The sequence below is a fragment of the Paenibacillus sp. JJ1683 genome, from assembly GCF_053006485.1.
Window position 1 is genome coordinate 3,211,404 of sequence record NZ_CM129820.1, and the last position, 25,014, is coordinate 3,236,417.

Below are 25,014 nucleotides of genomic sequence, written 5' to 3' on the forward strand. Positions count from 1 at the left end.
CTCGAACAGAAACCGACCTGATGTCAGGCCGGCCCTCGTTCGATGTCATACAATTCGATATGATTCAGATTCCTATTATCGCCTATCTTTTGTCCATTTTCAAATCCTCTGGTCGCAACGTCATCAATTCCTGCTTGCCGGGTTGCCCACTCCTGTATTGATTAAGCAGCCTGACGGCTTGGTGCCGAATCGCTTTTTCAATCACATTACGAACATAACGTGCATTACTAAATGCATGGAGACTGTCATTCCGCTCATTTAGCAAATGCTCCTTCATTTTGAGTATAGACTGAGGCATGAGAATATAATCCCGTTCCTTAGCCATCATCTCCGAAATTTGAATGAGTTGATCCACAGTGTAGTCAGGAAAATCCAGTTGAATTGGAAAACGAGAAGGAAGACCAGGATTTGTCCGTAAAAAAAAGTCCATTTCTCCCGAATACCCTGCGAGGATCAAAATAAATTGATTTTTTTGGTCTTCCATGGCCTTCACCAAGGTATCAATCGCTTCTTTTCCGAAATCCTTTTCCCCTCCACGTGCTAAACTGTAAGCCTCATCAATGAACAACACGCCGCCAAGAGATTTCTTTACCAGGTCCCGCGTTTTTTGTGCGGTGTGGCCGATATACTCACCTACCAGATCAGCTCTCTCCACCTCAATTAGATGGCCCTTGCTCAGTACCCCCATTTTTTGCAACATTTTAGCGATAATGCGGGCTACTGTCGTTTTCCCCGTACCTGGATTTCCTTTAAAAATCATGTGATATACGTGTGCGTTGCTCAACAGACCCGCATCAGTGCGCATGTGGGCGATTTGCAAAAAGGCATATACCTCAAATACCAGTTCTTTGATGTTATCCAAGCCGACGAGATGATCGAGTTCTTTCTGAATTTCCTGATAAAGACTGAGATACTGCGGTAGCGCCTGCGACTTGGTCGAAGCCACTGCTTCCGTCTCGTCCACAGTCACCGAAGCGATCGGCTCCGGGCTACGCAGCACGACATTGATTTGTCTGGAAGGTCTCTCCTCCGACCGCTTGCCCGCGGCGATTCCCCGTCCGTTCATGCATCCATCACCTCAACATTTCTTCAGGCACAGCTTACCCTATTAATGTATTCGGTCCAGCATGTCCTTATTAGCATAAAAGCAACGAGAACGCGTACAAAGCCTTCCCTCAATTCAGGCAATCCAAATTTGAGCACTGATCCACCACCGTTGTAGCGTCCATTTTGCGTAAGCCAATACTTCTCTTGATTGATGAATTGGCATATTCAGCACTTTGGATTCGGTCAGAGCCAGCTGGGGATGATCGAAATTCAAAAATTGAGCAATCTCCAACGCGCGAGGACCATGATAGCTATGTGTGATGATTACGGTGGAGTTCCAGCCATATTCCTTCATGATACGCTGGCTGTAGAGCAAATTTTCGTAAGTACTGGTTGCCTGGTTTTCTAACACAATATGCTGTACAGGGACTCCTCTATCTACCAAGTAGCGTTGCATCCCCTCGGCCTCCGTATACGGAAAATCAGGTTGATCCAGTCCTCCACTTACAATTAGTCGCTGCACCATCCCGTTACGATATAACCGCAAGGCTTCTTCTAATCTTTCTTTTAAACCAGGACTGGGCTCAGCTCCCCACATAGAGGCACCTAGTACGATACCAATTTGTGCATGCTGAAGCGGAGTGGTAGAGGCAGCTGTATTCATACTCCATACTCGGATATCTGCCCATACCAATCCGACCAAAATGAAAATCATCAAACCAAGTATGAGACGCTTCGATACCATAAATATTTTCCCATTGCGATTTTGCCCGCTTTTTGGCTCATGGCGTTGAATCCCAGTGCTTTTAATCCACTGCAAAAATTTCACCGTTCTCTCTTGAAATCACCGTTATGAAACCATTCTGCCCGGTGTTTCAGCGACATTTTAAAATAGGGGAACATGTGAGCATCGATCTGATGTAGCAGGTCAGCCGCTGTTCGGTTAGCCAATTCTGCTTCTTGCGTAGAAATATGCCCCCGTTGTAGCGCCTCCTCCAGTTCATCCTCATCCACCAGAAAGATTTCACCGTTTTTAAGCACGACCACATCCAAATACAAATCATCAAACCAAGGAACTCCTTGATCGGTTACTCCTTGATTTCGGCAGGTATCAATGTACCATTCGACGATTTGCTCTCGATTGTCAAACATAGCAGTCACCACATAATGCTTACCTTTGGGATAATATTGCAACCAGGAATAACCTTTATCGGCTATGCAAAACGTATGACCACCATAACTTTTCCATAATGGCTCCTTGAGACTCAAAATAGTATACAGGGTCACATATCCTGTAAACGCATCACTTTCTACATACCGGCAAGCAAACTTGCGATTGGTGATTCTTCGCCAGTTGGCCCGGTCTCCGAATTTGCGCTTCATAAATGATGTTCCTCTCCAACATTGGTAAAACCAGCTTACCATATTTAAACTATACACTCAAAAATAACCCCTGTATTACAGCAAAAAAGGTATTTTCAGACTGTCAAAACAGTCCGAAAATACCTTTGATTTAAAACCAATATCATCTTACATAAAACATATTTGCTAATCCCGGTTGTGACGTCCACGATTGGAGTTGGAATGACCGTTGGATTTGCCTTCCTGATTTCCATCCATTATAGCACCTGTGGTAGATGCATCTGTATTTTCTGAATTGGTCATAGTATTTTCATCAGTTATACCTGAATCCGGTGTAGTCGTCTGACCATTCCCCTGATTTGTATCGTTTCCGTTACCAAAATTGTCGTTACTGTTTCCTGTACCTCCAGTACCATTTCCATTGTTAACTCCAGGAGACGTTGGAGCTTGTTCAGAACCAGTACCGTTTTCGGTTCCTCCAGGAAGTGTATTCCCCTGGTCTGTGCCATTCTGACCGTCTATATTCTCGCCATTATCCGGTACGGTTCCATCCTGATTAGGATCGTTTCCTGGTTGCGGATCTATCGGAGTAGTTTCTGCTGGAATTTCTACGCTAATCGTATTGGAAGCTGCGGATTCTTTACCATCCGCTCCATAAGCTACGACATAGTATTGATACGTCTTTCCAGCTACGGGCGACGTATCTTCACCACTCGTGCCTCTCATCGCCTCCATAATCGTCCGGAAACTTCCTTCGGAAGATTCTTTACGATACACACGGTATTGCACATTATCTCCCTCAGCCGCATTCCAAGACAACGATACAATTTGGGTATCCTGACTATACGACCCGCTCAGTCCGCTTGGAGCGGTGGCCTGAACTGGCTCTTCTGGCTTCTCCTCAACGGGTGGTTCATATCCCTTCGGCTCGCTAAATTGCGTCACTGGGTGTCCCTTGAGTGCTTCACCCATAACCCTTCCGAAGAAGGCCGCTGACTGGCCGCTGTAGTTTCTCAACATATGCCTGCTATCTGGCTTGTCATACCCCATCCATACCGCTCCGGTATATTCTGGCGTATAACCGACAAACCAAATATCCCGGTTACCACTGTTGCCGCTAATTCCACTTTGGGTCGTACCCGTTTTACCAGCTACAGGCCAGTCGATACGTGCTTTGCGACCTGTACCGCTATTGACCACATTTTGCATCATTTTTGTCATTTCATAAGCCGTTTTCTCACTCATAACAGATTTGGATTCCTCATTATGAGTATAAACCACTTGATCATCACTATTGTTAATTTGCTTAATGGAGTAAGCTTTTTGGAATTGTCCTTTATTGGCAAAAGCGCTGTAAGCCTGCGCCATTTCAAGGGTATTTGTTCCTTTGCTTAATCCTCCCAATGCGATAGCAAGCGAGTGATCATTTTTGTCCATCGGTATGCCTACGCTCTCGGCGAATTGAACCCCTTTTTCCACACCGATTTGGTTCAACAACCATACAGGTGGTATATTTTCAGACTTTGTAATGGCATCCATCATGCTGATGGTCGAAGAGTAACCATGCAAGTTTTTCGGACTGTATCCGTTAAAACTCTGCCGTTCGTTACTCAAAGGAGTATCTATCGTAAATTTACCGGATTCAAGAGCTGGCGCATAGGCTACAATCGGCTTAAAGGCCGATCCTGGCTGTCTGCGGCTCTGCGTCGCACGATTAAAGGTTCCCTTTTTGTAATCCCGTCCGGGTGCCATCGCGGCAATACCACCTGTTTGGTTGTTAATAATAACCATAGAGGCTTGGACAGGCTGATCGTCGGGACTTTTTTCGAACATATCATCATCCGCCATCGCTTGATCCAGCGCATTTTGAGCCTGAGCATCCATTGTCGTATGAATTTTATAACCGCCAATAATCAGATCATTACCGCTGACTCCTGGCAAGGCATCCTCTGCCTCATCCATGACATATTCCATAAAATTTTGATACTTTTGTACTTTTTCCGGTTGTTTGTAATCGTAATTTATAGCTTTGGCTTCTTCCATTTCCTGCTTGCCAATCATTCCCTGCTCAAACATCAGCTGGAGAACCACAGCACGCCGGGCCTTTGAGTTTTCCGGGTTACTGATCGGGTTATACTTGGAGGGTCCTTTCGGAATAGCCGCCAGTGTAGCGACTTGCCACAACTTTAATTTATTTAAGTCTGACTCTCCAAAATAACCTTCCGACGCTGCCTTTATTCCAGAATATGAGCGTCCAAACCAAATCCGATTCAGATATAGCGTAATAATTTCATCTTTAGTCAAATTCCGCTCCAGCGCCATTGCGATGGATACCTCTGTCGCTTTACGGAAAAAGGTTTTGTCACGTGTCAAAAACAAGTTTTTGGCCAACTGCTGAGTCAGCGTACTACCGCCCTCCACCGCAGAACGAGCAACGATATCCTTCACTGCCGCCCGACCGATAGACCAAATATCAACTCCCTGATGCTCCATAAAACGCTTATCCTCGGTTGCGATAAAAGCTTTTTTGAGCAACGGTGGAATTTCTTCACTTTTCACAGGATCACTTTTTTGCACAGACAGCTCACCCATGAGCACACCGTTGCGGTCATAAACCTTTGATGTCTCGTTCACAGTAATTTTGTCCTTGTTGGCTTTGTAGATTTTTTCGCCATTAACCATGACAAATAAATAACCACCAAGTGCGCAAAATATGGCTAATGCTGCTGTAATAAACAGCGTCCACCCAACTCGCTTACCTGTTATTTTCTTTTTCTTGCCCTTCGGCTTCTCTTTAGATGTGTTTCTATTGCGATTGCCGGATCTGGACAATGAATCGTTTGGCATTCCCCTGACTCCCTTTCGCGAATAATCATAATGTCGCCGAGCGTAAGCTTAAAGCTAGCTGTCGGCAGCATGAAAGTAAACGGAATGAAAAGAACAACCCTGATCAGGTTGCTCCCGGTCACATTCCTATACAGTTAGACGAGACGGACGCCTGAAAAGTTTCATCACCCGGGCGGCCGTCCAGCCGTAATCAGTTATCGCTAGCGTTATCTTGTTGTACAAGCGATACGTTGCGTTGCGGTGTAAAGGTGGAGATGGCATGCTTGTAGATCAGCTGTTGCTTTCCATCCGAATCAATAACGATTGTAAAATTGTCAAATGCTTTAATCGTTCCTCGCACCTGAAATCCATTGATGAGGTATACCGTCACAGGTATAGAATCCTTGCGCAATTGGTTCAGAAACGTATCTTGGATATTAATAGACTTGTTCATTTTAGCCGTACCCCCAATAATCATTTGGATTGTTTTGAAGTATATTCAAGGTCTGTCCGGAACTTTCCTGCTATAATTTCGTGTATTCGGGCTGCATGAGCAGAAAAATTTTCGAAATCAGTGACATCTACCCACTGGATATCCTTCATATGGCGAAACCACGAGAGCTGTCGCTTCGCAAAATGACGCGTATCCCGTTTTAGCCAAGTCACCGCCTCCTCCAAAGACACCTCTCCCCGCAGGTAGGAGGATATCTCTTTATAGCCTAGACCTTGCATGGAGATGGCATCGCTTCGCACTCCCCGTTCCATTAAGGAGGTTACCTCAGCAACAAGCCCTTGATCGAGCATCCCGTCAATTCGGTCTTCAATACGTTTATATAGCATTTGCCTATCCATTGTCAAACCTACGATGCAGAGTTGGTAGGGAGATTCCTTTTTTTGACTGGCAAGTTGAGAGCTAAGTGTTGTTCCGCTAACATGGTAAATTTCCAGCGCTCTCACGACTCGACGACGATCATTTGGGTGCAGACGAAGTGCACTTTCGGGATCAACTGCCTGTAGTCGCGCATGAAGCGCGTCGGCTCCATACTGATCGGCATAGTCAAGCTGTTCCTGACGAAAAGCTTCATCTGCCCCTACCTCAGAAAACTGGTATTCATAGCAAACCGATTCTACATACAAACCTGTCCCGCCTACGATGAAAGGTAGCTTTCCTCTAGATTGAATATCAGGTATGAGACGACGACAGTCTTCCTGAAATTGGGCTACTGAATATGGGTATTCAGGCTCATGAATATCGATTAAATGGTGCTTGATTCCTTTCATTTCCTGTTCGGAAATTTTGGCAGTTCCAATGTCCATATGACGGTATACCTGCATGGAATCCCCGGAAATAATTTCCGCGTCAAATTGTCGAGCCATTTCGATGCTTAGTTTCGTCTTGCCAACCGCAGTCGGGCCAACAAGAACAAGTAGTTTAGGCTTAGATGCCACTGTCAATATCAATCACTCCGTACACTGTTTTCGTTGTGCCCCGTTGCTCCACACGGAAGCCGAGGCGGGCAAACTCTCCGCTACCCCTTTTTTCTTTCAATACAATTGTTTTTCTTGCAACCCTTTTCGCATGAGCAATACTTTCTTCATTCAATGCATCTGGATTGGCCAATCCTCTCAATGGACCGATTGCACTGGAATCAAGCAACGGATCACGGAACATCGGGTCAAAATAAATAATATCTACACTGCGGTTCGGCAAGCTACGCAAATAGTCCAGATGATGACCAAAACGAACGTCAATGTCGGAAAAGGCTCTATCTACTGCAGCATTACCGGAACGGTAATGTCTCATCCCATCCTTGATTAATGCATAGACAGGGAAGGAACTCTCCACAGCTGTGACTTGTCCAGAACTTCCCGTTCCAATGGAAAATAAAAGTGAATCCGTACCTAGCCCGGCCGTGCAATCCAGCACGGTATCACCCGGGGTAAGTCGGGCAGTCGTCAACATCGGATCAGCCTCGCCCTTTAATACCCTTTTGGCTCGAATGAATCCCATGCTTGGATGAAAAACCATCGGTGGTTGTTCCGGACTAATCAGCCTCACCCCGCCCTGCACCAGCACCAGAGCCTGACGGACTCTGTGAGCAGCGATTAGCTTAGCTACTGATATGCCACGACGTGGGGCGTACAGCACCCCAAGCTCGGCTGCAAGCAGCTTCGCACGCTCCACAACCTCGTCCGAGGGAGAATCTCCTGTCGTGACCAGTAATTCAGCTTGTTTCTCACGAAGCATCATCTGCTTTTCTTCTTCACGTTTTTCCCAATCCTGCAACATATTTATACTCCCTTACATTACTCTTTTAAACAGCTTCTCCAAATCATATGTGGAAAAGGAAACAACGATGGGGCGCCCATGGGGGCAGGTATAGGGTTGTTTGCAGGCTGCCAAACGTTCTAACAGCACGACGGCCTGTCGGTCAGTCAGCTTCTGATTTGCTTTAATCGAAGCACGGCAGGAGCACATGATTGAGGCTGCCTCCCGCAGTTTAGCTAGATCAATGGCTTTTTCCTCCAGCACCCATCCAGCCATTTCCTCAATAACATCCGCTTCTTCTCCTTTGGGGAGCCAGTACGGATATGAGCTGACACGGAAGGTTTGCCCGCCAAAATGCTCCAAATACACCCCCGCCTGTTCAAACCAATGCAACCTTGTTTTCAATTTTTCCGTTTCGGAAGGCGTAAATTCCAATGTAATTGGCAGTAACAACTCCTGTGATACTGATTCAGGATTGCCAAATTTTTCGTAATAAAATTCGTAATTAACCCGTTCATGGGCGGCATGCTGATCAATTAAATACAAGCCCTGGTCGTTCTGTGCAATCAGATAGGTTCCATGGTGCTGACCGATTAAATTCAGCTCAGGAAAAGTAGGCACCTCAGGAGCTGCCCCCGACAACGCTGCCAATTGCTCTGTCTTCAGACGTTCCTGGTGCGTCTTCTGATCCGTGAATTTAGTAGTGTTGTCTGCAAGGGGGGAAACAGAAGAACGGTAAGCGGCAGAAGCAGCCGTTTCCTGTATCCCTTCGCTGTACGAGGAAGAGACATCTGTTTCGGCATGATCTCCTGTGGATATCCGTGTAGTCATCCCATCAGGAAGTGACACGCTTCCTCTATCATCACTCCCGTTGTTTTCTTCCACAAAATCTGCATCCAGTTCGTCATCACTGATACTTTGACGAGCGAGAGTGTTTGCCTGTCCATTGACTGAATGGCTCCTCTCCCTACTCGGATGTTGCTCACGCTCCTGGCTAATCTTCTTCTTCTCTTCATTACTGGTCAAGTGATTGGATTGTGTCGATTCCTGGACCTGCGGCGAAGCCATAGAAAGAGGTAGCGTTCGATTATGACCATTATCCGAAGAAGCATCTACTTCTGCACCATTTCCTTTCGAGAAATGAAACTGCTCCTGCACAAACGAGCCACTATCCTTACCGCCAATTTCGCGTTTAACTGCCTTCGGAATCAGCACTTGCTGCCCTAAAACAGCTTTTACCGAATCTTCAACCAACTGAAACAGTTCAGCTTCTTTACTGAACCTCACCTCCAGCTTGGCTGGATGGACGTTAACATCCACCAAAGAAGGATGCATGTCCAGTTGGATCACAGCCAGCGGATAACGATTGATCGGCAACAAAGTATGATACGCCTTGAGCAGTGCCTGATTGAGCCCATAGCTTCGCACAAATCGTCCATTCACTACTGTCGAAATTGCATTGCGATTCGATCGGGTCCACTCCGGGCGACTGACATAGCCGCTAATTCGGTAATCAAGGCTCTCTCCTTCCACCATCAACATTGATTTTGCCGCAGAAGTTCCGTAAATAGCAGCTATCACTTGGAGCAAATCGCCATTTCCCAGCGTTTGCAGCAATGTATTGCCGTTATGCCGCAATGTGAAGGCCACTTCCGGGTGCGAAAGCGCCATTCGGTACAATACATCCGAAATGTGCCCCAACTCCGTCTGGATTGTTTTCATATATTTTAGCCGTGCAGGTGTATTATAAAACAAATCGCGTACGGTAAAATCCGTCCCCTGCCTACCAGCAGCATCCTCGTGAAGTACCAGTTTACCGCCCTCAATCACCAGTTTACGGGCACGGCCGTCATCTCCTGCTGCTGTGAGCAGCTCTACTTTCGATACAGCCGCTATACTGGGCAATGCCTCTCCCCGGAAGCCGAGACTTGTGATTTGGAATAGGTCGCGGCCATGTCCGATTTTGCTTGTCGCGTGCCGATAAAATGCCGTTTCCACGTCTTCAGGCTCTATCCCACTGCCATTATCCGTCACCCGAATACTTTGCAGGCCGCCCTCTTCTACCCATACGTCCACTCGTGTACCGCCCGCATCAATCGCATTTTCCACCAGTTCCTTCACGACGGAGGCTGGACGTTCAACGACCTCACCGGCAGCAATCTGGTTCGCAATATGCTCATCTAGCACTCGAATTTTAGACATCCTTTTAACCTCCTCCTGACTTCAAAGTGTGATGAAAAATAAGCAAAATAATAATGCCTAATATTTTTAATTACAGACCATTGGCCTTATTTTTTAATTCATTTAACAGTTGCATCGCCTGTAAGGGTGTCATGTTCATGACATCAGCATTCTTCACCTTCCGCAAAATTTGGCGCACGATCGGATTAGCTTCTACCGTCTCTGAGTGTGGCTTGGAGGGAGCAAGATCCTGCTCTCCGAAAATGGACAGCTGTACCACGTCAGAAGCTGATCGCTCCAACTCACCTGAATCTTCCACAATCCGTAAGGTATCTTCTTTTACCAGGGTGGCTTGCTGTGATCCAGACTGGATTTGTGGTGCTGTATCTCCGTTCGCTGACAATGTCTGGCCTACATATTTTGCAGACATTGGAGAAATCTCTTCTGTCCCTGACGCTGTACGAAGATCAGTCCCTTCCTTCGCTCCTCCTACTGCCTCGGTGCCCGCCGTTACTTGAGCTGCCGCCTGTTCAAAACCATACAGCAGACCATTCGCTCGCTCAATAATGTTATTAGGCAAACCTGCAAGCCGGGCACAATAAATACCATAGCTACTGCTAGCCGCGCCTGGTATGAGCTTGCGCAGGAAATTCACCTTATCGCCGCTTTCCTGCACAGCCATGGAGTAATTTCGCAGCGAAGACAGACCTTGCTCCAAATGGGCCAGCTCATGGAAATGCGTAGATACCAGCGCCTTACAACCAATCGTATCATGCACAAATTCGATGACCGCTTGTGCAATTGCCATCCCTTCGCTGGTGGACGTCCCTCGTCCCAGTTCATCAATAATAATCAAGCTTCGCGGAGTTGCCTTGTCCGTCATGACTTGAATATCCGCCATTTCGACCATAAACGTACTCTGCCCGCCGATGAGATCATCCGCAGCACCGATCCGTGTGAAAATGCGATCCAGCATCGGCACTTTAGCACGTGCAGCCGGGACAAAGCAGCCAATTTGAGCCATAATCGCAATGAGGGCAACCTGACGCATATACGTACTTTTCCCAGCCATATTCGGACCGGTGATGAGTAGAATATGCGCATCGGCTTCTTCCAACACTGTGTTGTTGGCGATAAAGCCACCATCTTTCATTACGGCCTCCACTACGGGGTGCCGTCCCTGTTCCACTACAAAATCATATCCTGTTGTCAGCTCAGGTTTCACGAATCCACGTTCCGCGCTAACCGTTGCCAGCGACTGATACACGTCGATTTCAGCAACTTGCTCTGCCAGCTTTTGCAAACGGGGAATTTCAGCGTTCAGTTTACCGCGAAGCTCGGAGAAAAGCGTGTATTCCAGATCCACCATTTTATCCTCAGCTTCCAGAATCAGCGATTCCTTTTCCTTCAATTCCGGTGTGATATACCGTTCTGCATTCGCCAATGTCTGTTTGCGTTCATATCGACCTTCCGGTAATGAAGCCAAATTGGATTTGGTCACCTCGATGTAATAACCAAACACTTTGTTGTATCCGATTTTGAGCGACCGAATGCCGGTTGCTACACGTTCCTTGGCCTCCAGCTCAGCAATCCAACGCTTACCGTTCACACTCGCTTCACGCAGTTCGTCCAGACGCTGATGGTAACCTTCCTTTATAAGCCCTCCATCTCTTACGGAAATCGGGGGTTCATCGGCCACTGCTTCCTCAATCAGCGTACACAGGTCTGTACAGCTGTCCAATGTTTGTGCAATCCGTCTCAGCGTATTCGATGGAGATTCAGCGCACAGCTCGCGTAAAGACGGAATTTGAGCCAGAGACAGCTTGAGAGCGATCAAATCTCGTGCATTAGCACTACCAAAAGCGATCCGTCCTACCAAACGCTCCAGGTCGTAAATCTCTTTAAGCTGAGCACGTACATCCTCGCGGAAAATAAACTGGTGGTACAGCTTGTCTACCGCTTCTAATCGTTCCTCAATTAAATTGCTGCTCAACAGCGGTTTGTCGATCCAACGACGCAACAAACGTGCGCCCATGGATGTCTCTGTCCGATCCAACAGCCACAGCAGCGAGCCTTTCTTGGAGCGTTCACGCACCGTCTCCACCAGTTCCAGATTCCGGCGGGTAAATGGATCCAGAATCATAAAATGATTGGGCTCATAGACCGAGATTTGGGTCAGTTGACCTAACGATCTTTTTTGCGTTTCATTTAAGTAGGCAATCAGGCGCGATACGCAACGTCTGCGTTCCTCCGTAAGCCTTGCCCATGTGGCTTCACCGAATTGATCCCGTACCAGATCATCTTTGGATTTGTCCCAGGCCGTATACACAACACGCCGTCCAACAGGGGACATACGAGAGGTCACAAAATCGAGCAAATGACCATCCCCCAACATTTCGGACGGCTCATAAATGTTAATTTCATCTAATAGCCATTCTTTCGAATCAGGTACGGAAGTCACATAGAGTTCACCTGTCGACAAGTCGCATGCCGCCAGCGCCAGCATCCCGTCCGTCTCTGTGACACATACCATGTAGTTGTTGGATTTATCACCCAGCACTTTGCCCTCCATGACCGTACCCGGGGTCACCACACGGACAATATCCCGCCGCACCATTCCCTTCGTAGCTGAGGCTTCCTCCATTTGCTCACAGATGGCCACCTTATAACCCTTCTCAATAAGGCGTTGTATGTAATTTTCTGCTGAATGATAAGGCACGCCGCACATTGGAATTTTCTCCGCGACGCCACCCTCACGACCAGTCAGTGTAATTTCCAGCTCCTTGGATGCAAGAATCGCATCATCAAAAAACATCTCGTAAAAATCCCCTAGGCGGAAAAACAAAAATGCATCTTTAGCCTGCTCTTTTATAGATAAATATTGCTCGATCATCGGTGTATATTTAGACATACCGTTACCTAACCCCCACACTTTGTTCCGTTTAAACTTATAATTATCTTTCATTATATCAAAAATGACAGTCGATAACATGAAACCCTCTCGGGTGTTAACACCTGATTTTACGAAAGCTTCCAGTACGGGCGCAAATCCCGTGTTTCATCCCATTGTTTTCCCTGGCGAAGGCTATCCAGCAGCGGCGCTATATAAGTTTCATATTGAGAATAGATCTCTAGTGAAACCATATCTAAAATAACTGGCTCCATATACTCTCTAAGTACAACCTGGTTTCCTTCATAAAAAGCTCTGTGAGCCTCTTCTTCTCCCAAAGGCCTACGCTGCAAACGTGAATATTGGGAAGCGATCAGAAACGCCATCCCAATCACACCTTTCGCCAGCTGTGGCGAGATTAGAAAACTAGGCAGTGTACGATATTCAAAGCCTCCGTAAGACTGACGGCGAAAATCGCCCAAAATGCCATAATGCGGTCTGCGCCGAGCCGAGCGCTTATCTTCTAGCAGCGCCAGAGGCAACGCCAAATAGTTATCTAGTGCCCTAAGTAGGGCACCATTTAGCGGAACACCGCTGAAATGCAGGTGTCCGCCCAGGGGAAAACCTGGCTGCGGCATTCCGCCCGCCTGCCAGATAAGCGTGCGGTCGTCAATACGTCGAGCTGCTGTTGCAAAAGCTTGGCGCAGATGCCTCAGCAGACGAGCCGGATCTTCGCTCGGGGCAGGACGAAGCTCAGCGACCGGATACAGCGTTCGCCCTCGGCGGGTAACGGCATCGCAGCCAGCTATGCCTAGTCGACCCAAAAATCTAGAAGCCGGAACAACCCTCCCCTCTGGCATACGAACCAGCACAAATTCGGGGTCCATTCCGATTAATAGTCGCGCGCTCCCCCGTTTCGCTGAAAGTTCCTCTCCCGGAGAATCCTCTTCACGAGCAGCAACTTCGTATAGCGTGGCCAAACGTCTATCGTTCAGCCAGGGCTGTGCCAAGACTTGGCGAACCTGACAATTGCGCTCTCCCAGCGGCGTCAGCACTACCTCACCACTGTCCAAACCGAGTGTATACAACGCACGTACAGCCAGCCGCTCCATCCGGACATAGAGCGGGGATTGAGAATCTAGTTCAGACAAATCATATGTGCTAACTTTGGTAGAACCTTCGAGGGCACGTCTACGGATTTCCAGTCCCCGCAGTTGATGGATTTGCACCGCGTAGCCGATCGTAAAATCTGCTGTACTCTCATCCAGCCAACGAACCGATATACCTGAACGCTCCAGTCTGCGCATTTTTTCATCATCCGTCATCTCTCTGAAGCGTTTGAGCGCCTGTCCCGGTTGCCGCATCATACTCCCCCTTCGTTCTACGTACGGACTTCAACGATCCAAAACGACAAAAAAGGAGGGCCTTTGCCCCCTGCGCAATATCAGCCGGCGCAAAGAGTAAAGTGGCCCTCTTTTTGGTCACTCCTGTCAGAGCTCGTCGTCAATGAGGTCGGGGTCGAGCTCCTCATAGTCCCCCTCTTCCGCTCCAAAATCAAAGTCCTTGTCAAAATCGTCACTGCTGCCATACGGGAATACTTCTACAACAATCTTCGTTTCCGCCACCAGCTCCACCGCAAATTCCCGCTCGACCCGGATCATTACGCTGCCACCTCCAGAAGACACACTGGCCTCAACGCAACTTGGCTCCTGTGTAGCTTCGGCGGATACTTCCACTGTAGACGCCCGGTGCTTCGGATCAAGATACGAGAGCGGCACATTTTCTACGTACGACACCGTTTCCTTTGCCACATCGGTCTGCGAGTTTTTATCGTATGAGTACCAAATATTGATATCATACGTCCCGATGACCTCAATGCCGTCTCCAGCCGCCACAGCTTCATACTGGTGGTTGATAATCCATGCCCCCAAAATACTGGTCGGATTATTCGGCGGAGTTACGGTATGGGTTACGGTAGAGAATCTGCGACCTTTACCACAGATCGCTTTGGTAATAATCTCTCTACGATTTTTATGACTTAATGCCATTCTTGAACCTCCTCCATACAATCAATCATTCCATACATATGTATGCAGGTTGTGGGCGAATGTTGAGTGAATAGGCGAAAAGGAAAAAATATTATTTGTATAAGCATATGCCGCCATGGCTTGAACTCATGCACGCCAATGTGTTACATGCTGCTCAACGATCTGTAAAAATTCGCTCAGAGCTGGCGATTTCCACTTTTTCGTGTGATAAGCGACCTGAGTAGCCACCTGCTGTTCACTGTCATCCCAGGCTAGATGCGCCATTTTCCCTTCTCGCAACTCATTTTGTACCGTGACTAGCGGAAGCAGCGCAATACCCAGTCCAGCCATGACGCATTGCTTGATGGCTTCAATGCTCCAAAATTCTAGACTAGGGTCTGCAAAAATACCGTGTTTGTTCAAATACTGCTCAAAAAGGATTCGGTACGTACATCCAGCCTCCGTATGCAAAATAGTTTCGTCCTTCAAGTCGGCAGGCTCTACCTGTGCACAGGCAACCAGTGAATGCTTCAGTGGCGCAACCAGCGCCATCGGCTCATGAATAAGCGTGGTGATATTCAGTTCTCTATCCTCCGTCTCAGGTTGAAGCAAAAAAGCCAAATCCAGTTCACCGGAACGGATCAAATCACGTAATTCCCAGCATTCGCCGGGCTTAAGTACAATTTTGACCTTTGGGTACCGCTCTCTGTACTCACGGATCAAACTCGGCAAACGAAAAGCAGCCAGAGACTCTGGTGCTCCTATTTTTAGCGTCCCTGTTAATTCTGTTTCTGAACGAAGCGCATCCTTAGCCATAGCATGCATCTTGGAAATTTCCTGCGCATAGGGCAGCAGGCGTCGCCCGGCATCGGTCAGCATGATTTTCTTGCCGATGCGATCAAACAGCGGCGTACCCAATTCCGTCTCCAGTGTTTGAATTTGAGCAGTAATACTTGACTGCGCATAATCCAGTATACGCGCTGCTCGCGTAAAACTGCCTGCCTCCACCACATTTAAAAAAGTAAACAAATGCCGCGATTCCATAATTCGCTCCTTCAATCGATTTTTCCGATGCAAGCAATCGTAATATTCCGTTTTTCCGATAGATTGATTATCTGATAAGCTGGAGAAAATAACAAGAGAAAGAAGGCTTTTCTGCATGACGAATGAAAATAAACTTCAATCCACTATTGGTCTTCCACAGGCCATTGCGCTCTATATCGGAGCTGTGCTGGGTTCGGGGGTATTGATTGTGCCTGGCCTTGCCGCCCAAATGGCGGGCCCAGCATCGTTGCTGGCATGGGGATTCATGACCCTGCTTATTCTCCCAATGGCGCTTTCCATGGGGCTTCTATCTGCGAAATTTCCAAATGCCGGAGGGGTATCGCATTTTGTGACGTTGGCCTTTTCCCCACGTGCCGGTGCTTATATCGGGTGGTTTTTTCTCATGTCGGTTCCAATTGGGGCGCCTGTTGCCGCACTTACCGGAGCCGGCTATATGACCACAGCTATGGGCTGGGGAGAGGAAAGTCGCATACTGTTGGCCGCTGCTATGCTGGCGGTGGGCCTGATCATCAACTGGATCGGTATGAAGGTTGCCGGACGCATTCAGATTGCCGTCGTTATAGCCATCGTTGCCGTCCTGATATTCGCTATTGCCGCAGCACTCCCTCAGATGAAAACTGTTCACTTTACGCCGTTTGTTCCACATGGCTGGCTTTCTGTCGGCCAAGCAGCTGCGATTCTGTTCTGGTGCTTTATCGGCTGGGAGGCCGTGTCTCATATGTCAGAGGAATTTACCAATCCCGAGCGGTCTGCCGTTAGAGGTGTGATCATTGCAGCTGTCATTGTCGGTTTGCTTTATTTCCTTACTGCGCTTGCTACAGTGGGCACACAAAGTTACCTTGCAGGGGGTTCAGATGCTTCGCTCGTATGGGTGATTAGTCGGGCTATCGGTCCATGGGGTGCGATCATTGCGGGCTTGACGGGTATCTTTATTTGTACCGCTACTATTATTGCTTACGTGGGTGCCGCTTCACGAGTCGCTTATGCTTTATCCCGACAAGGACAGGCCTTTCGCTGGATGGGGATGTTATCCCAACGTTTCCATACACCCATCGGGGGCATTGCTTTTCTTAGTGTCTGCTTCGTGATCATTATGGTGTTGTACGGTAGCGGTGCAGTTTCACTCACCAACCTGATCCAATTCCCGAACGCCACCTTCATTCTGACCTATCTAGGAGGTTGTGCAGCAGGGATTAAGCTCCTACGCGGGAGTCGTTGGGGAGTGTCCATTAGTTGGATTTCCTTCATCTCCACGGCAGTTGTCTTTCCTTTTGTTGGGTGGGCTATGCTGTACCCTTGCCTGATCACAGCTGTTTTATGGATTACAGATCGAATTCGGCATAAAAGAACTTTTACTCATCCGACTTCTGCCATCACCGAACAAGAAGAGGCTACTGTCCATCATGGATAGTAGCCGCTCAAGGTCTTTACTCTAATTTTTCACTGGAGTAGGGGCCTTGTCCTTTTTAGCGATTTTCAAATACTGATGAAGCTCATGTGTAAGCTGCAATAATGCCGAACGGATCTCGAATTCCTCCCGTGTGGCAGGAAGCTCCATCGCTTTAAATTCTTCACGAACCTGCTCTAACAGCTTCTCAGTCTGCCCCGTATAATGTCCAGCCAAAACGTCGTTGCTAAGCTGGTCGAACAGCTCGGCCAAAAGCTTGGCCTGCGGCATATGCTGATACATTTGTGCGATCAACTGCATCATGTTTTGAATCGAATCCAGCTGTTCTTTGCGCATATAAAAATACACATTCCAGCCCTCTTGGGGACGAAGCATTTGATTTTCCAATGAACGACCTGCCTCAGTGACCCCTTTGGTGATCACGCTGTCCGCTTCAATAACTTCCTTGCCATCCCATATGTATGCCGGACTACGCAGCGTGTTGGCCATATTTCTGAAAATAACAGAAAATGTCCGATCTACCTCCTGCCGGATTTGTTGCATTGTATTATCAGAACGCGGCATATAAGCTAAATTGACAACCATCGCAGAACCCAGTCCAATCACCAGCAGAGCCAGCTGGGTCAGCAGCACCTCCATATCAATCACACCGCCGCTGAATACTCGGAAAACTACGACTGAACCCGTGACAATGCCTTCCTTAAAGCCTACCCGTACAATGACCGGAAACGCCGTTAAAATATATAATGCAAGTACCCAATCATGGAATCCGAATACCACAAACAAAACACAAGCAAAAAGAAGTCCCACGACGGATGCAAAAAATCTAGCCGAAATGGTACGGAGACTTCTCTTGCGTGTGACATCCACTCCCAAAATTGCTAAAAGCCCTGCCGAGGTGGCTCCGTGAATGCCTACTCCCTCCGCAATAAGTACGGCCATTAATGCGGCAATAGCCGTTTTAATCGTACGAAAGCCCATGAAAAAATTCTGTCCCCTCTAGATGAAATCTGTTTTCTCATTTTCATAAATATTAAGTATTTCATTTTCATGGTACTTTATTTTCACGTTTTACACAAATATTCAGAAATTTAATAATTACCGATGAGGGCGGCCCGAAAGCAGGCGGTGCTCCACATACACGACTGCCTGATACATCAGTGTAGCTACGACAGCAATGATCAACAAACTGGACATGACCAGCGTGAAATTGAATACCTGAAAACCATAAATAATCAAATAGCCTAAGCCGTTTTTAGCCACCAAAAATTCACCCACAATCACGCCAACCCACGCCATGCCGACATTCACTTTTAGCGTAGAGACAATTGCGGGAAAGGATGCGGGTAAAATTACCTTTTGAAACGTATCACGGCGTGAACCTCCAAACGTGCGAACCACTTTGATCAAATTGGAATCGACTTCCTGAAAGCTGTTGTACACCACTAGTGTCGTAATGATAACCGTAATGGAGAGGGTCGTCATCAGAATCGCGGTAAAACCTGCCCCAAACATGACGATAAAAATCGGGCCCAGCGCTACCTTGGGCATACTGTTAAACACGACCATATACGGGTCAAGCACCCTCGACAAAAACGGCGACCACCAAATAAGTACCGCCAGCAGTGTACCGAGCAGTGTGCCAAGCAAAAAACCTGCCATTGTTTCTCCAACAGTGACACCTACATGCCCCCATAATTCACCGCTGACCGCATCCTTGCCAATCTGCGTGAGAATTTTGCTAGGGTAGCTAAACAACAGTACATCAATCCACTTCAAACGACCTGCAATTTCCCACAATACAAATAAAAGCAGCAAAATAGCTGTCTGCACACCTGTTACTAACCACTTTTGCAAACGCCTGTTACGTAAATACGTCTGATGCAGTCCTTGAATCCATCGTTGCTCAAGCTGATCAGCTTCGTTCTTCATACGTTAACTCACTCCTTTGCTCCCGAAGCCTCCAGTTCCCCCCATAGCTCATGAAAAAGCTCATTAAAGCCCGGCTGCTCGCGTGCATAAAAAGGCTGGGCTTCCCGGATGGAATCCGGAATTTCAAAGGTACGCCGAATATGACCAGGATTTCGCCCCATCACTATAACCCGGTCGCTGACTGCAATCGCCTCGGCCAAATCGTGCGTGACTAAAATCGCCGTTTTCTCTCGCTCCCGCAAGGTTTGCACAACGAGGTCCTCCAGCTGTAGCTTGGTTTGATAATCCAGCGCGGAGAAAGGCTCATCCAGCAGCAGCAGTCCCGGATTAGTCGCCAGCGTCCGTACCAGCGCCACACGCTGGCGCATTCCTCCTGACAACTGGGATGGATGCAAATGCTCCTTTCCTCCCAGACCCATGCCTTCCAGCAATAACCGTGTCCGCTCACGCGCAGCTTCATCTACTCTGTTGCTTAGTTCCAGACCTAACAATGCGTTATCCATTATCGTCCGCCACGGGAAGAGATAATCCTGCTGCAACATGTAACCGACCTCAGGGCTCGGGCCACTTACCGGCTGACCTTGCAGCATAACTTGACCTGCCGCTGGACGCAGCAGCCCGGCGATCATAGACAGGATCGTCGTTTTGCCACAGCCGCTTGGACCGACTAAACTGACAAACTCCCCTGTATTTACGGAAAAATCGATATTCTCAACCGCAAGTGAAGCTTCCCGATCTGTTACATACACATGGGTCACTTGCTCCATTCTCACCATCGGGATCGTCACATCCGCAGTGAGACCACTCTGTTCTTCCATCATGGTGAACCTCCAGCATCGACAGCTGTACCCGTAGCAGTTGCGCTCTTTTTCACATCTGTCTCAGTATTCCCGATAGAGTTGGAGGAGATCGCCTGTTTTGCAAAGCTTGAGTTGACCAGCTTATCTAGTGCAACAGGGCTTTTCAGCTCACCTGCCGAGGCCATGACATCCTGTAAATTCTTCCATTCCTTTTCCTCAATCATCGGGTTCATAGCATAGGTACTCTGTTCCTTGTAGCGCTTGATACTACTCGTCAAAACAGCTAATTCTGTATCTTTAAAATAAGGCATAATTGCTTCGGAGATCTGTTCAGGTGAATGCGCAGCAATCCACTCTTGTGCCCGATATATGGCATTTGTAAATTTCTGAGCTGCCTCGCCATTGGTGTTTAGATAGCTTTGCTTCGCCATATATACCGTATACGGCAACTCGCCACTCTCTACGCCGATGGAGGCAACTACCCGACCCCGACCTTCCTTTTCAAAAATAGATGCCTGTGGCTCAAACAGCTGTACGTAATCCCCTGTACCTGAGCCAAAAGCAGAGGCGACATTGGCAAAATCAATATTTTGAATCAGCTTCAGATCCTTATGAGGATCAATGCCGTGTTTGCGAAGCGTAAATTCAAGTGACATTTGTGGCATTCCGCCCTTGCGTTGTCCCAGAAAATTTTGTTGTTTCAGCTTTTCCCAGTCAAAGCTATCCTGCGTTTGCCGAGCAAACAAAAAGGTTCCGTCCTTCTGTGTCAGCTGGGCGAAATTAATGATAGGGTCCTCTGCTCCTTGCTGATACACATAAATAGATGTTTCTGCGCCGATCAGCGCGATATCCGCCTGATTGGACAACAACGCCGTCATCGCCTTGTCCCCCCCAGGGATCGTAGCCAGCTGAACATCCAGTCCCTCCTGAGCAAACATCCCCTGGCTCAAGGCTACATACTGCGGCGCATAAAAGACCGTACGGGCTACCTCGCCAAGTCTGATCTCAATCGTTTGTTCCCCTTTGGGGGCACACCCACTGAGCAACAGTAATCCGAGTAGTGCCGCAGCCACCACTGCTTTGAAACGAGTGCCGTTTTTCATCCTTGTTCCCTCCCCACCTTTTTGCATCGTTGACTTCATATATTGTTATGCGGCTGTCGATATAATGGTTAATCGCATACAAAAACCCCGCATTTGCCTAAGAACGCGGGGTTTTTGTGTGTGATTATATAACAACTTCTAAATCACAGCTTGTATATGGATGTATATTTCTCTTCCAGATAGTCGGCGAGATAATCGGGATTCAGATCCTCACCTGTAATGGCTACAATCAACTCAGACGGCGTCCGACTCTTGCCGTAACGGTAAATCCGTTCAGTCAGCCATTGCTTAATCGGCTCCAGCTCACCAGCAGCAATCAGCTCATCCAGGTTCGGCAGCTCTTTGCGCAGAGTCGCCAAAATTTGCGCTGCATACATATTGCCAAGCGAGTACGAAGCAAAATAGCCAAAGTCACCACCGGACCAGTGAACGTCTTGAAGTACGCCCAGCCCATCGCTCGGGGGAAGAAGTCCCAGGTATTCTTTATATTTTGCATTCCACACCTCAGGGAGACGCTTTACATCCAGCTTTTCATTAAACAGCATTTTCTCAATTTCATAGCGGACAATAATATGTAAATTATATGTCAGCTCATCTGCTTCAATACGAATCAATGAATTTTCCACGCGGTTGACTGCCCGGTAAAATTGCTCAGCCGTGACCTTCGCCAAACGATCAGGAAAATGCTTTTGCAGATCATCGTAATACCGATCCCAGAAAGCACGACTGCGTCCGATTTTATTTTCCCACAAGCGGGACTGGGATTCATGTATCCCCATAGAGGTTCCTCCGGACAGTAGTGATCCTGCTAGCTCAGGGGCAATATTTTGTTCGTACAGTGCATGCCCTCCTTCATGCAGGGAGCTGAAAATAGCACTGGTTACATCATCTTGCAAATAATGTGTTGTTATACGCACATCACCTGGATTTAACCCTGTCGCAAATGGATGCACACTCTCATCCAAACGACCTGCGTCAAAGTCATAACCCATCTGACCTAAAATGAACAGACTGAACTTTTCCTGCTGCTTTACATCAAATACACCGTCTAAAAAGCTTTTATCCGGCTGATTGGGTGAAGCCTGAATTTTAGACAATAGGGGTACAAGGCGCTTTTTGAGACGATCAAAGACCGCATCCAGCTTTTCAACCGTCATCCCTGGCTCATATTGATCCAAAAGTGTGTCGTACTCTGTATCCTTAACCCCCCAGTAACCGATAAACTCGCGCTTCATGTCTACGATTTTAGACAAGTACGGTTCGAATCCGGCAAAGTCGCTATGTTCCTTTGCTTCCTCCCACTTGCTTTCCGCCTGAGCCGCTAAAATGCTATACTCCCGGTAGCGGTCTGCCGGAACCGAACGATTTAGGTCATAATTTTTGCGACATTCCTCTACCAGTCTGCGATCATTGTCTTCCAGTTGCTCCAGCTTGTCTTTTGCGGCAAAAAATTGCAGCAACTGCCCCATTTCATCCGAGATCATCAGCTTGAACATTTCCGTGGACAGCATGCCCAACGTCTCCGACCGGATGTCAACGCCCTTGCGTGGAGCGCCTGTCCGTAAATCCCAGTGCAGCAAGCCGACTGCTTCGCCGTAACCACTGATTTTGTGTGCAATTTCCTTTAAAGCCGTCCATTGATCCAACGTTTGTTGCTCCATAATTAGGGACACCTCTTTAACTTAAAATGGTTAAAATTTTTAGATATCTATACTTGATGATAATTATATTAAAAAGTATAATCAACACACAACATGTACGACCAGCTCCTAATACCTGGATCAAACGTTGGGCGGTACATATTAAACTTTATTAGAATCTGGAGGGAACAATCGTGGATCACATCCAAGAAATTTTAGAGTACAATCGTGTTTTCGTAGAAAACAAAGAATACGAGGCCTATAGAACAGGCAAGTTCCCTAATAAAAAAATGGTTATCATAACCTGTATGGATACGCGGCTAACGGAGTTGCTCCCCAAAGCCATGAACCTGCGTAACGGTGATGTCAAAATCATCAAAAATGCGGGTGCAATTATTTCACAGCCTTTTGGAAGCGTAATGCGCAGTGTGCTAGTCGCTCTATACGAGCTTGGAGCAGACGAAGTGCTCGTTGTAGGTCATTATGAATGCGGTATGGCTGCATTAAACGCTGATCACATGGTTAATGAAATGCTTGATCGCGGAATTTCGCAGGAAGTGCTGAGTACATTGGAGAATTCAGGTATTAAGCTGAATAAATGGTTAAAAGGTTTTGACAACATTGAAGAAGGGGTACAGACTACAGTGAAGCTTATTAAAAACCATCCCCTTCTCCCTCCGAATACGCCCGTTCATGGCATGGTAATACATCCAGATACAGGAGCGTTAACACTTGTTGTTGATGGGAATAACCAGTAAACACTATATCTAGTTACCGGGGTAGTTCAGGCGCGTACATACGTGCTTAAACTACCCTGTTTCTATGAAAAAAAGCACATATACATACAGAATGCCCCCAGCTAATTTTGGCTAACCTGTGAACGACCAGTGTGAAAGTTGTCAAACCATACAGTTTCAGTGTACACTTTTTATGAAGCCGCAGAGCTGTTACAACCGTCACTAAGATGGATGAAGGAGATAAGATATATGAATTTACTATCGTATGGTCTGTTGGGGCTACTCGCCAGAGAGGAATCCTCCGGCTATGATCTGATGCTGCGTATACAGCCTTTTTGGCAGGCCAAGCACAGTCAGATCTATCCGCTACTGGCCCGTATGGAGAGCAAGGAACTGCTAGCCTCCCGATGGATTCAGCAATCCGACAAGCCTGATAAAAAAATGTATACCATTACCGACAAGGGAATCCATATGCTTCAGCAATGGTCTCAGGAAACGTTAGCTGCTCCGGTTACACGGGACGAATTAAGCCTTCGATTATTCTGTCTCTGGTTGACGGACAAGACGAGTGCCAATCGTATGCTGGAAGAACGTAAACGTTATTTTATTCAGAAAATCCAGCATCTAGAGGATATACTGAACGACATTCCCGCAGAAAATTTACACTTTGGCAGTAAGAATTTCGGTGACTATATTTTAGTGCAAAAAGGGCTTTTAAATGCTAGAGCAGGCCTGGAATGGTGCCAAATGGTGCTGCGCATGCTGCTTGCCGGTGATGTCAGAGCAGACACGAATCCGTTTTTACTTAAACCCTAAAGCTGAACGTTTTTATCAATCCGTGTATGGGATTTATGTACGTTATCGTTTAATTTTTTAAAATTTAAAATTCTTTGAAACCCTTTTCCATGCTATATCGTATTACGGGTAAGCGGTTGTTTGACCTATAACACAAATTACTAAGGGGGATTATATTTACATGAAAAAGACATTCACTTTGAAAAATATGATGATGCTGATGATGGCTTTCACCCTACTCATTGCTATGATCGCACCATCTACAGCTGATGCAAGGCGTGGTGGCGGATTTAAATCCGGACCAAAATCATACCAATCTACACCAAGCAAAGCGAATGACAGCAGCGGCATCAATAAGTCTGATAGTGGAACTAAATCTAGTGCTACTACGGGCAACACAAGCAGAACCGGTGGGTTCCTTGGTGGCGGTGGTGGGTTCCTCAAAGGTATGATGCTGGGCGGCTTGGCAGGTATGCTCTTTGGCGGATTGTTCGGCAACATGGGTGCATTGGGTAGCTTGCTTGGTCTGGTCGTTAACGTTCTAGCTATTTATGTTCTGATTATGGTTGGTGTAGGTATCTACCGAGCTATCAAAAATCGCCGTAGACCAGATGATTCTCGTGGAGGACGTTACTAAGTTATGATTTTAAGCATGGATGAGATTGTCAATGCCATTTGCCTGCATATGGCTGAACGCAAGGGCGTACAACCAACCGATGTGGTTGTGGAGCTAAGCTGGGATGAAGATACAGGCTATACAGCCGAAGTTCATGTCCAGGGACGCAGTCAATATCTAGTGGAAGCTAATATGATAGAAGCGATTCTGAGATATCTTCATTCCGAATACAATATTCGTGCCTATCGCGAGCAGGTCAGATTGGATCTGGATGAAGAAATTACTGCTATTGTCCAAATTTAATTAAATTGCATAG

General features: G+C 47.3%; 22 protein-coding genes. 5 read left to right on the forward strand and 17 right to left on the reverse strand.

Translation table 11 applies throughout. The features are described from left to right. Positions 1-82 precede the first annotated feature (82 nt). The 12 genes from ACUC6J_RS13685 to ACUC6J_RS13740 all read right to left on the reverse strand — a co-directional run bounded on the left by ACUC6J_RS13685 (position 83) and on the right by ACUC6J_RS13740 (position 15,646). Positions 83-1,066, reverse strand: a complete 984-nt coding sequence (locus ACUC6J_RS13685) for an AAA family ATPase (protein ID WP_016822094.1) — start codon at positions 1,064-1,066, stop codon at positions 83-85. Positions 1,067-1,180: 114 nt separating this feature from the next. Then, entirely contained in the window at positions 1,181-1,876 is a 696-nt protein-coding gene (locus ACUC6J_RS13690) for a YdcF family protein (RefSeq protein ID WP_447248989.1), read from the reverse strand. Continuing rightward, positions 1,873-2,430 (reverse strand): DUF402 domain-containing protein, encoded by a 558-nt coding sequence (locus ACUC6J_RS13695; RefSeq protein ID WP_013371544.1) that lies wholly within the window; start codon positions 2,428-2,430, stop codon positions 1,873-1,875. Before ACUC6J_RS13695 ends, ACUC6J_RS13690 begins: the two co-directional genes overlap by 4 nt. 165 nt (positions 2,431-2,595) lie before the next feature. Further along, on the reverse strand, positions 2,596-5,256 hold the full coding sequence (locus ACUC6J_RS13700) for a PBP1A family penicillin-binding protein (protein ID WP_447248990.1): 2,661 nt from the start codon (positions 5,254-5,256) through the stop codon (positions 2,596-2,598). A 190-nt stretch (positions 5,257-5,446) separates the two neighbouring features. Continuing rightward, positions 5,447-5,689, reverse strand: a complete 243-nt coding sequence (hfq, locus tag ACUC6J_RS13705; protein ID WP_013371546.1) for an RNA chaperone Hfq — start codon at positions 5,687-5,689, stop codon at positions 5,447-5,449. Between the two features lie 20 nt (positions 5,690-5,709). After that, the gene (gene miaA / locus ACUC6J_RS13710; RefSeq protein WP_016822097.1) at positions 5,710-6,690 is read right to left on the reverse strand and encodes a tRNA (adenosine(37)-N6)-dimethylallyltransferase MiaA; all 981 of its coding nucleotides are present in this window, start codon (positions 6,688-6,690) and stop codon (positions 5,710-5,712) included. Continuing rightward, a complete protein-coding gene (locus ACUC6J_RS13715) occupies positions 6,674-7,525 on the reverse strand; it encodes a class I SAM-dependent methyltransferase (protein ID WP_447248991.1) in 852 nt (283 codons plus the stop codon). Before ACUC6J_RS13715 ends, miaA begins: the two co-directional genes overlap by 17 nt. Positions 7,526-7,537: 12 nt before the next feature. Continuing rightward, complete coding sequence (gene mutL / locus ACUC6J_RS13720) at positions 7,538-9,706, reverse strand: DNA mismatch repair endonuclease MutL (protein ID WP_017427611.1); 2,169 nt, start codon at positions 9,704-9,706, stop codon at positions 7,538-7,540. Positions 9,707-9,776: 70 nt separating this feature from the next. Further along, a complete protein-coding gene (gene mutS / locus ACUC6J_RS13725; RefSeq protein ID WP_447248992.1) occupies positions 9,777-12,596 on the reverse strand; it encodes a DNA mismatch repair protein MutS in 2,820 nt (939 codons plus the stop codon). Positions 12,597-12,706: 110 nt separating this feature from the next. Then, positions 12,707-13,942, reverse strand: coding sequence for a putative amidoligase domain-containing protein (locus tag ACUC6J_RS13730; protein WP_447248993.1), 1,236 nt, complete (start codon positions 13,940-13,942; stop codon positions 12,707-12,709). 123 nt (positions 13,943-14,065) lie between these two features. Beyond that, a complete protein-coding gene (locus ACUC6J_RS13735) occupies positions 14,066-14,623 on the reverse strand; it encodes an outer spore coat protein CotE (protein ID WP_013371552.1) in 558 nt (185 codons plus the stop codon). 126 nt (positions 14,624-14,749) lie between these two features. Continuing rightward, a complete protein-coding gene (locus ACUC6J_RS13740; protein ID WP_447248994.1) occupies positions 14,750-15,646 on the reverse strand; it encodes a LysR family transcriptional regulator in 897 nt (298 codons plus the stop codon). Positions 15,647-15,761: 115 nt separating this feature from the next. On the opposite strand from ACUC6J_RS13740, the gene ACUC6J_RS13745 reads away from it, so the two are divergent. Next, positions 15,762-17,078: an amino acid permease gene (locus tag ACUC6J_RS13745; protein ID WP_017427608.1), complete on the forward strand. Its 1,317-nt coding sequence runs from the start codon at positions 15,762-15,764 to the stop codon at positions 17,076-17,078. A gap of 21 nt (positions 17,079-17,099) precedes the next feature. Here ACUC6J_RS13745 and ACUC6J_RS13750 read toward each other — a convergent pair whose 3' ends face one another. From ACUC6J_RS13750 to ACUC6J_RS13770, 5 genes are all read right to left on the reverse strand, one after another. Continuing rightward, a complete protein-coding gene (locus ACUC6J_RS13750) occupies positions 17,100-18,056 on the reverse strand; it encodes an aromatic acid exporter family protein (RefSeq protein ID WP_013371555.1) in 957 nt (318 codons plus the stop codon). A gap of 117 nt (positions 18,057-18,173) precedes the next feature. Further along, on the reverse strand, positions 18,174-19,007 hold the full coding sequence (locus ACUC6J_RS13755; RefSeq protein ID WP_016822103.1) for an ABC transporter permease: 834 nt from the start codon (positions 19,005-19,007) through the stop codon (positions 18,174-18,176). An 8-nt stretch (positions 19,008-19,015) separates the two neighbouring features. Further along, the gene (locus tag ACUC6J_RS13760) at positions 19,016-19,828 is read right to left on the reverse strand and encodes an ABC transporter ATP-binding protein (RefSeq protein ID WP_090890250.1); all 813 of its coding nucleotides are present in this window, start codon (positions 19,826-19,828) and stop codon (positions 19,016-19,018) included. Beyond that, positions 19,825-20,910 (reverse strand): ABC transporter substrate-binding protein, encoded by a 1,086-nt coding sequence (locus ACUC6J_RS13765; protein ID WP_340864907.1) that lies wholly within the window; start codon positions 20,908-20,910, stop codon positions 19,825-19,827. Before ACUC6J_RS13765 ends, ACUC6J_RS13760 begins: the two co-directional genes overlap by 4 nt. A gap of 143 nt (positions 20,911-21,053) precedes the next feature. After that, positions 21,054-22,571: a carboxypeptidase M32 gene (locus ACUC6J_RS13770; RefSeq protein ID WP_017427606.1), complete on the reverse strand. Its 1,518-nt coding sequence runs from the start codon at positions 22,569-22,571 to the stop codon at positions 21,054-21,056. Between the two features lie 173 nt (positions 22,572-22,744). On the opposite strand from ACUC6J_RS13770, the gene ACUC6J_RS13775 reads away from it, so the two are divergent. From ACUC6J_RS13775 to ACUC6J_RS13790, 4 genes are all read left to right on the forward strand, one after another. Further along, a complete protein-coding gene (locus ACUC6J_RS13775; RefSeq protein ID WP_016822107.1) occupies positions 22,745-23,308 on the forward strand; it encodes a beta-class carbonic anhydrase in 564 nt (187 codons plus the stop codon). 228 nt (positions 23,309-23,536) lie between these two features. Continuing rightward, a complete protein-coding gene (locus ACUC6J_RS13780; protein ID WP_016822108.1) occupies positions 23,537-24,103 on the forward strand; it encodes a PadR family transcriptional regulator in 567 nt (188 codons plus the stop codon). 160 nt (positions 24,104-24,263) lie between these two features. Further along, positions 24,264-24,719 (forward strand): hypothetical protein, encoded by a 456-nt coding sequence (locus ACUC6J_RS13785; RefSeq protein ID WP_016822109.1) that lies wholly within the window; start codon positions 24,264-24,266, stop codon positions 24,717-24,719. 3 nt (positions 24,720-24,722) lie between these two features. Continuing rightward, positions 24,723-25,001: a YxcD family protein gene (locus ACUC6J_RS13790; protein ID WP_016822110.1), complete on the forward strand. Its 279-nt coding sequence runs from the start codon at positions 24,723-24,725 to the stop codon at positions 24,999-25,001. Positions 25,002-25,014: the final 13 nt, after the last annotated feature.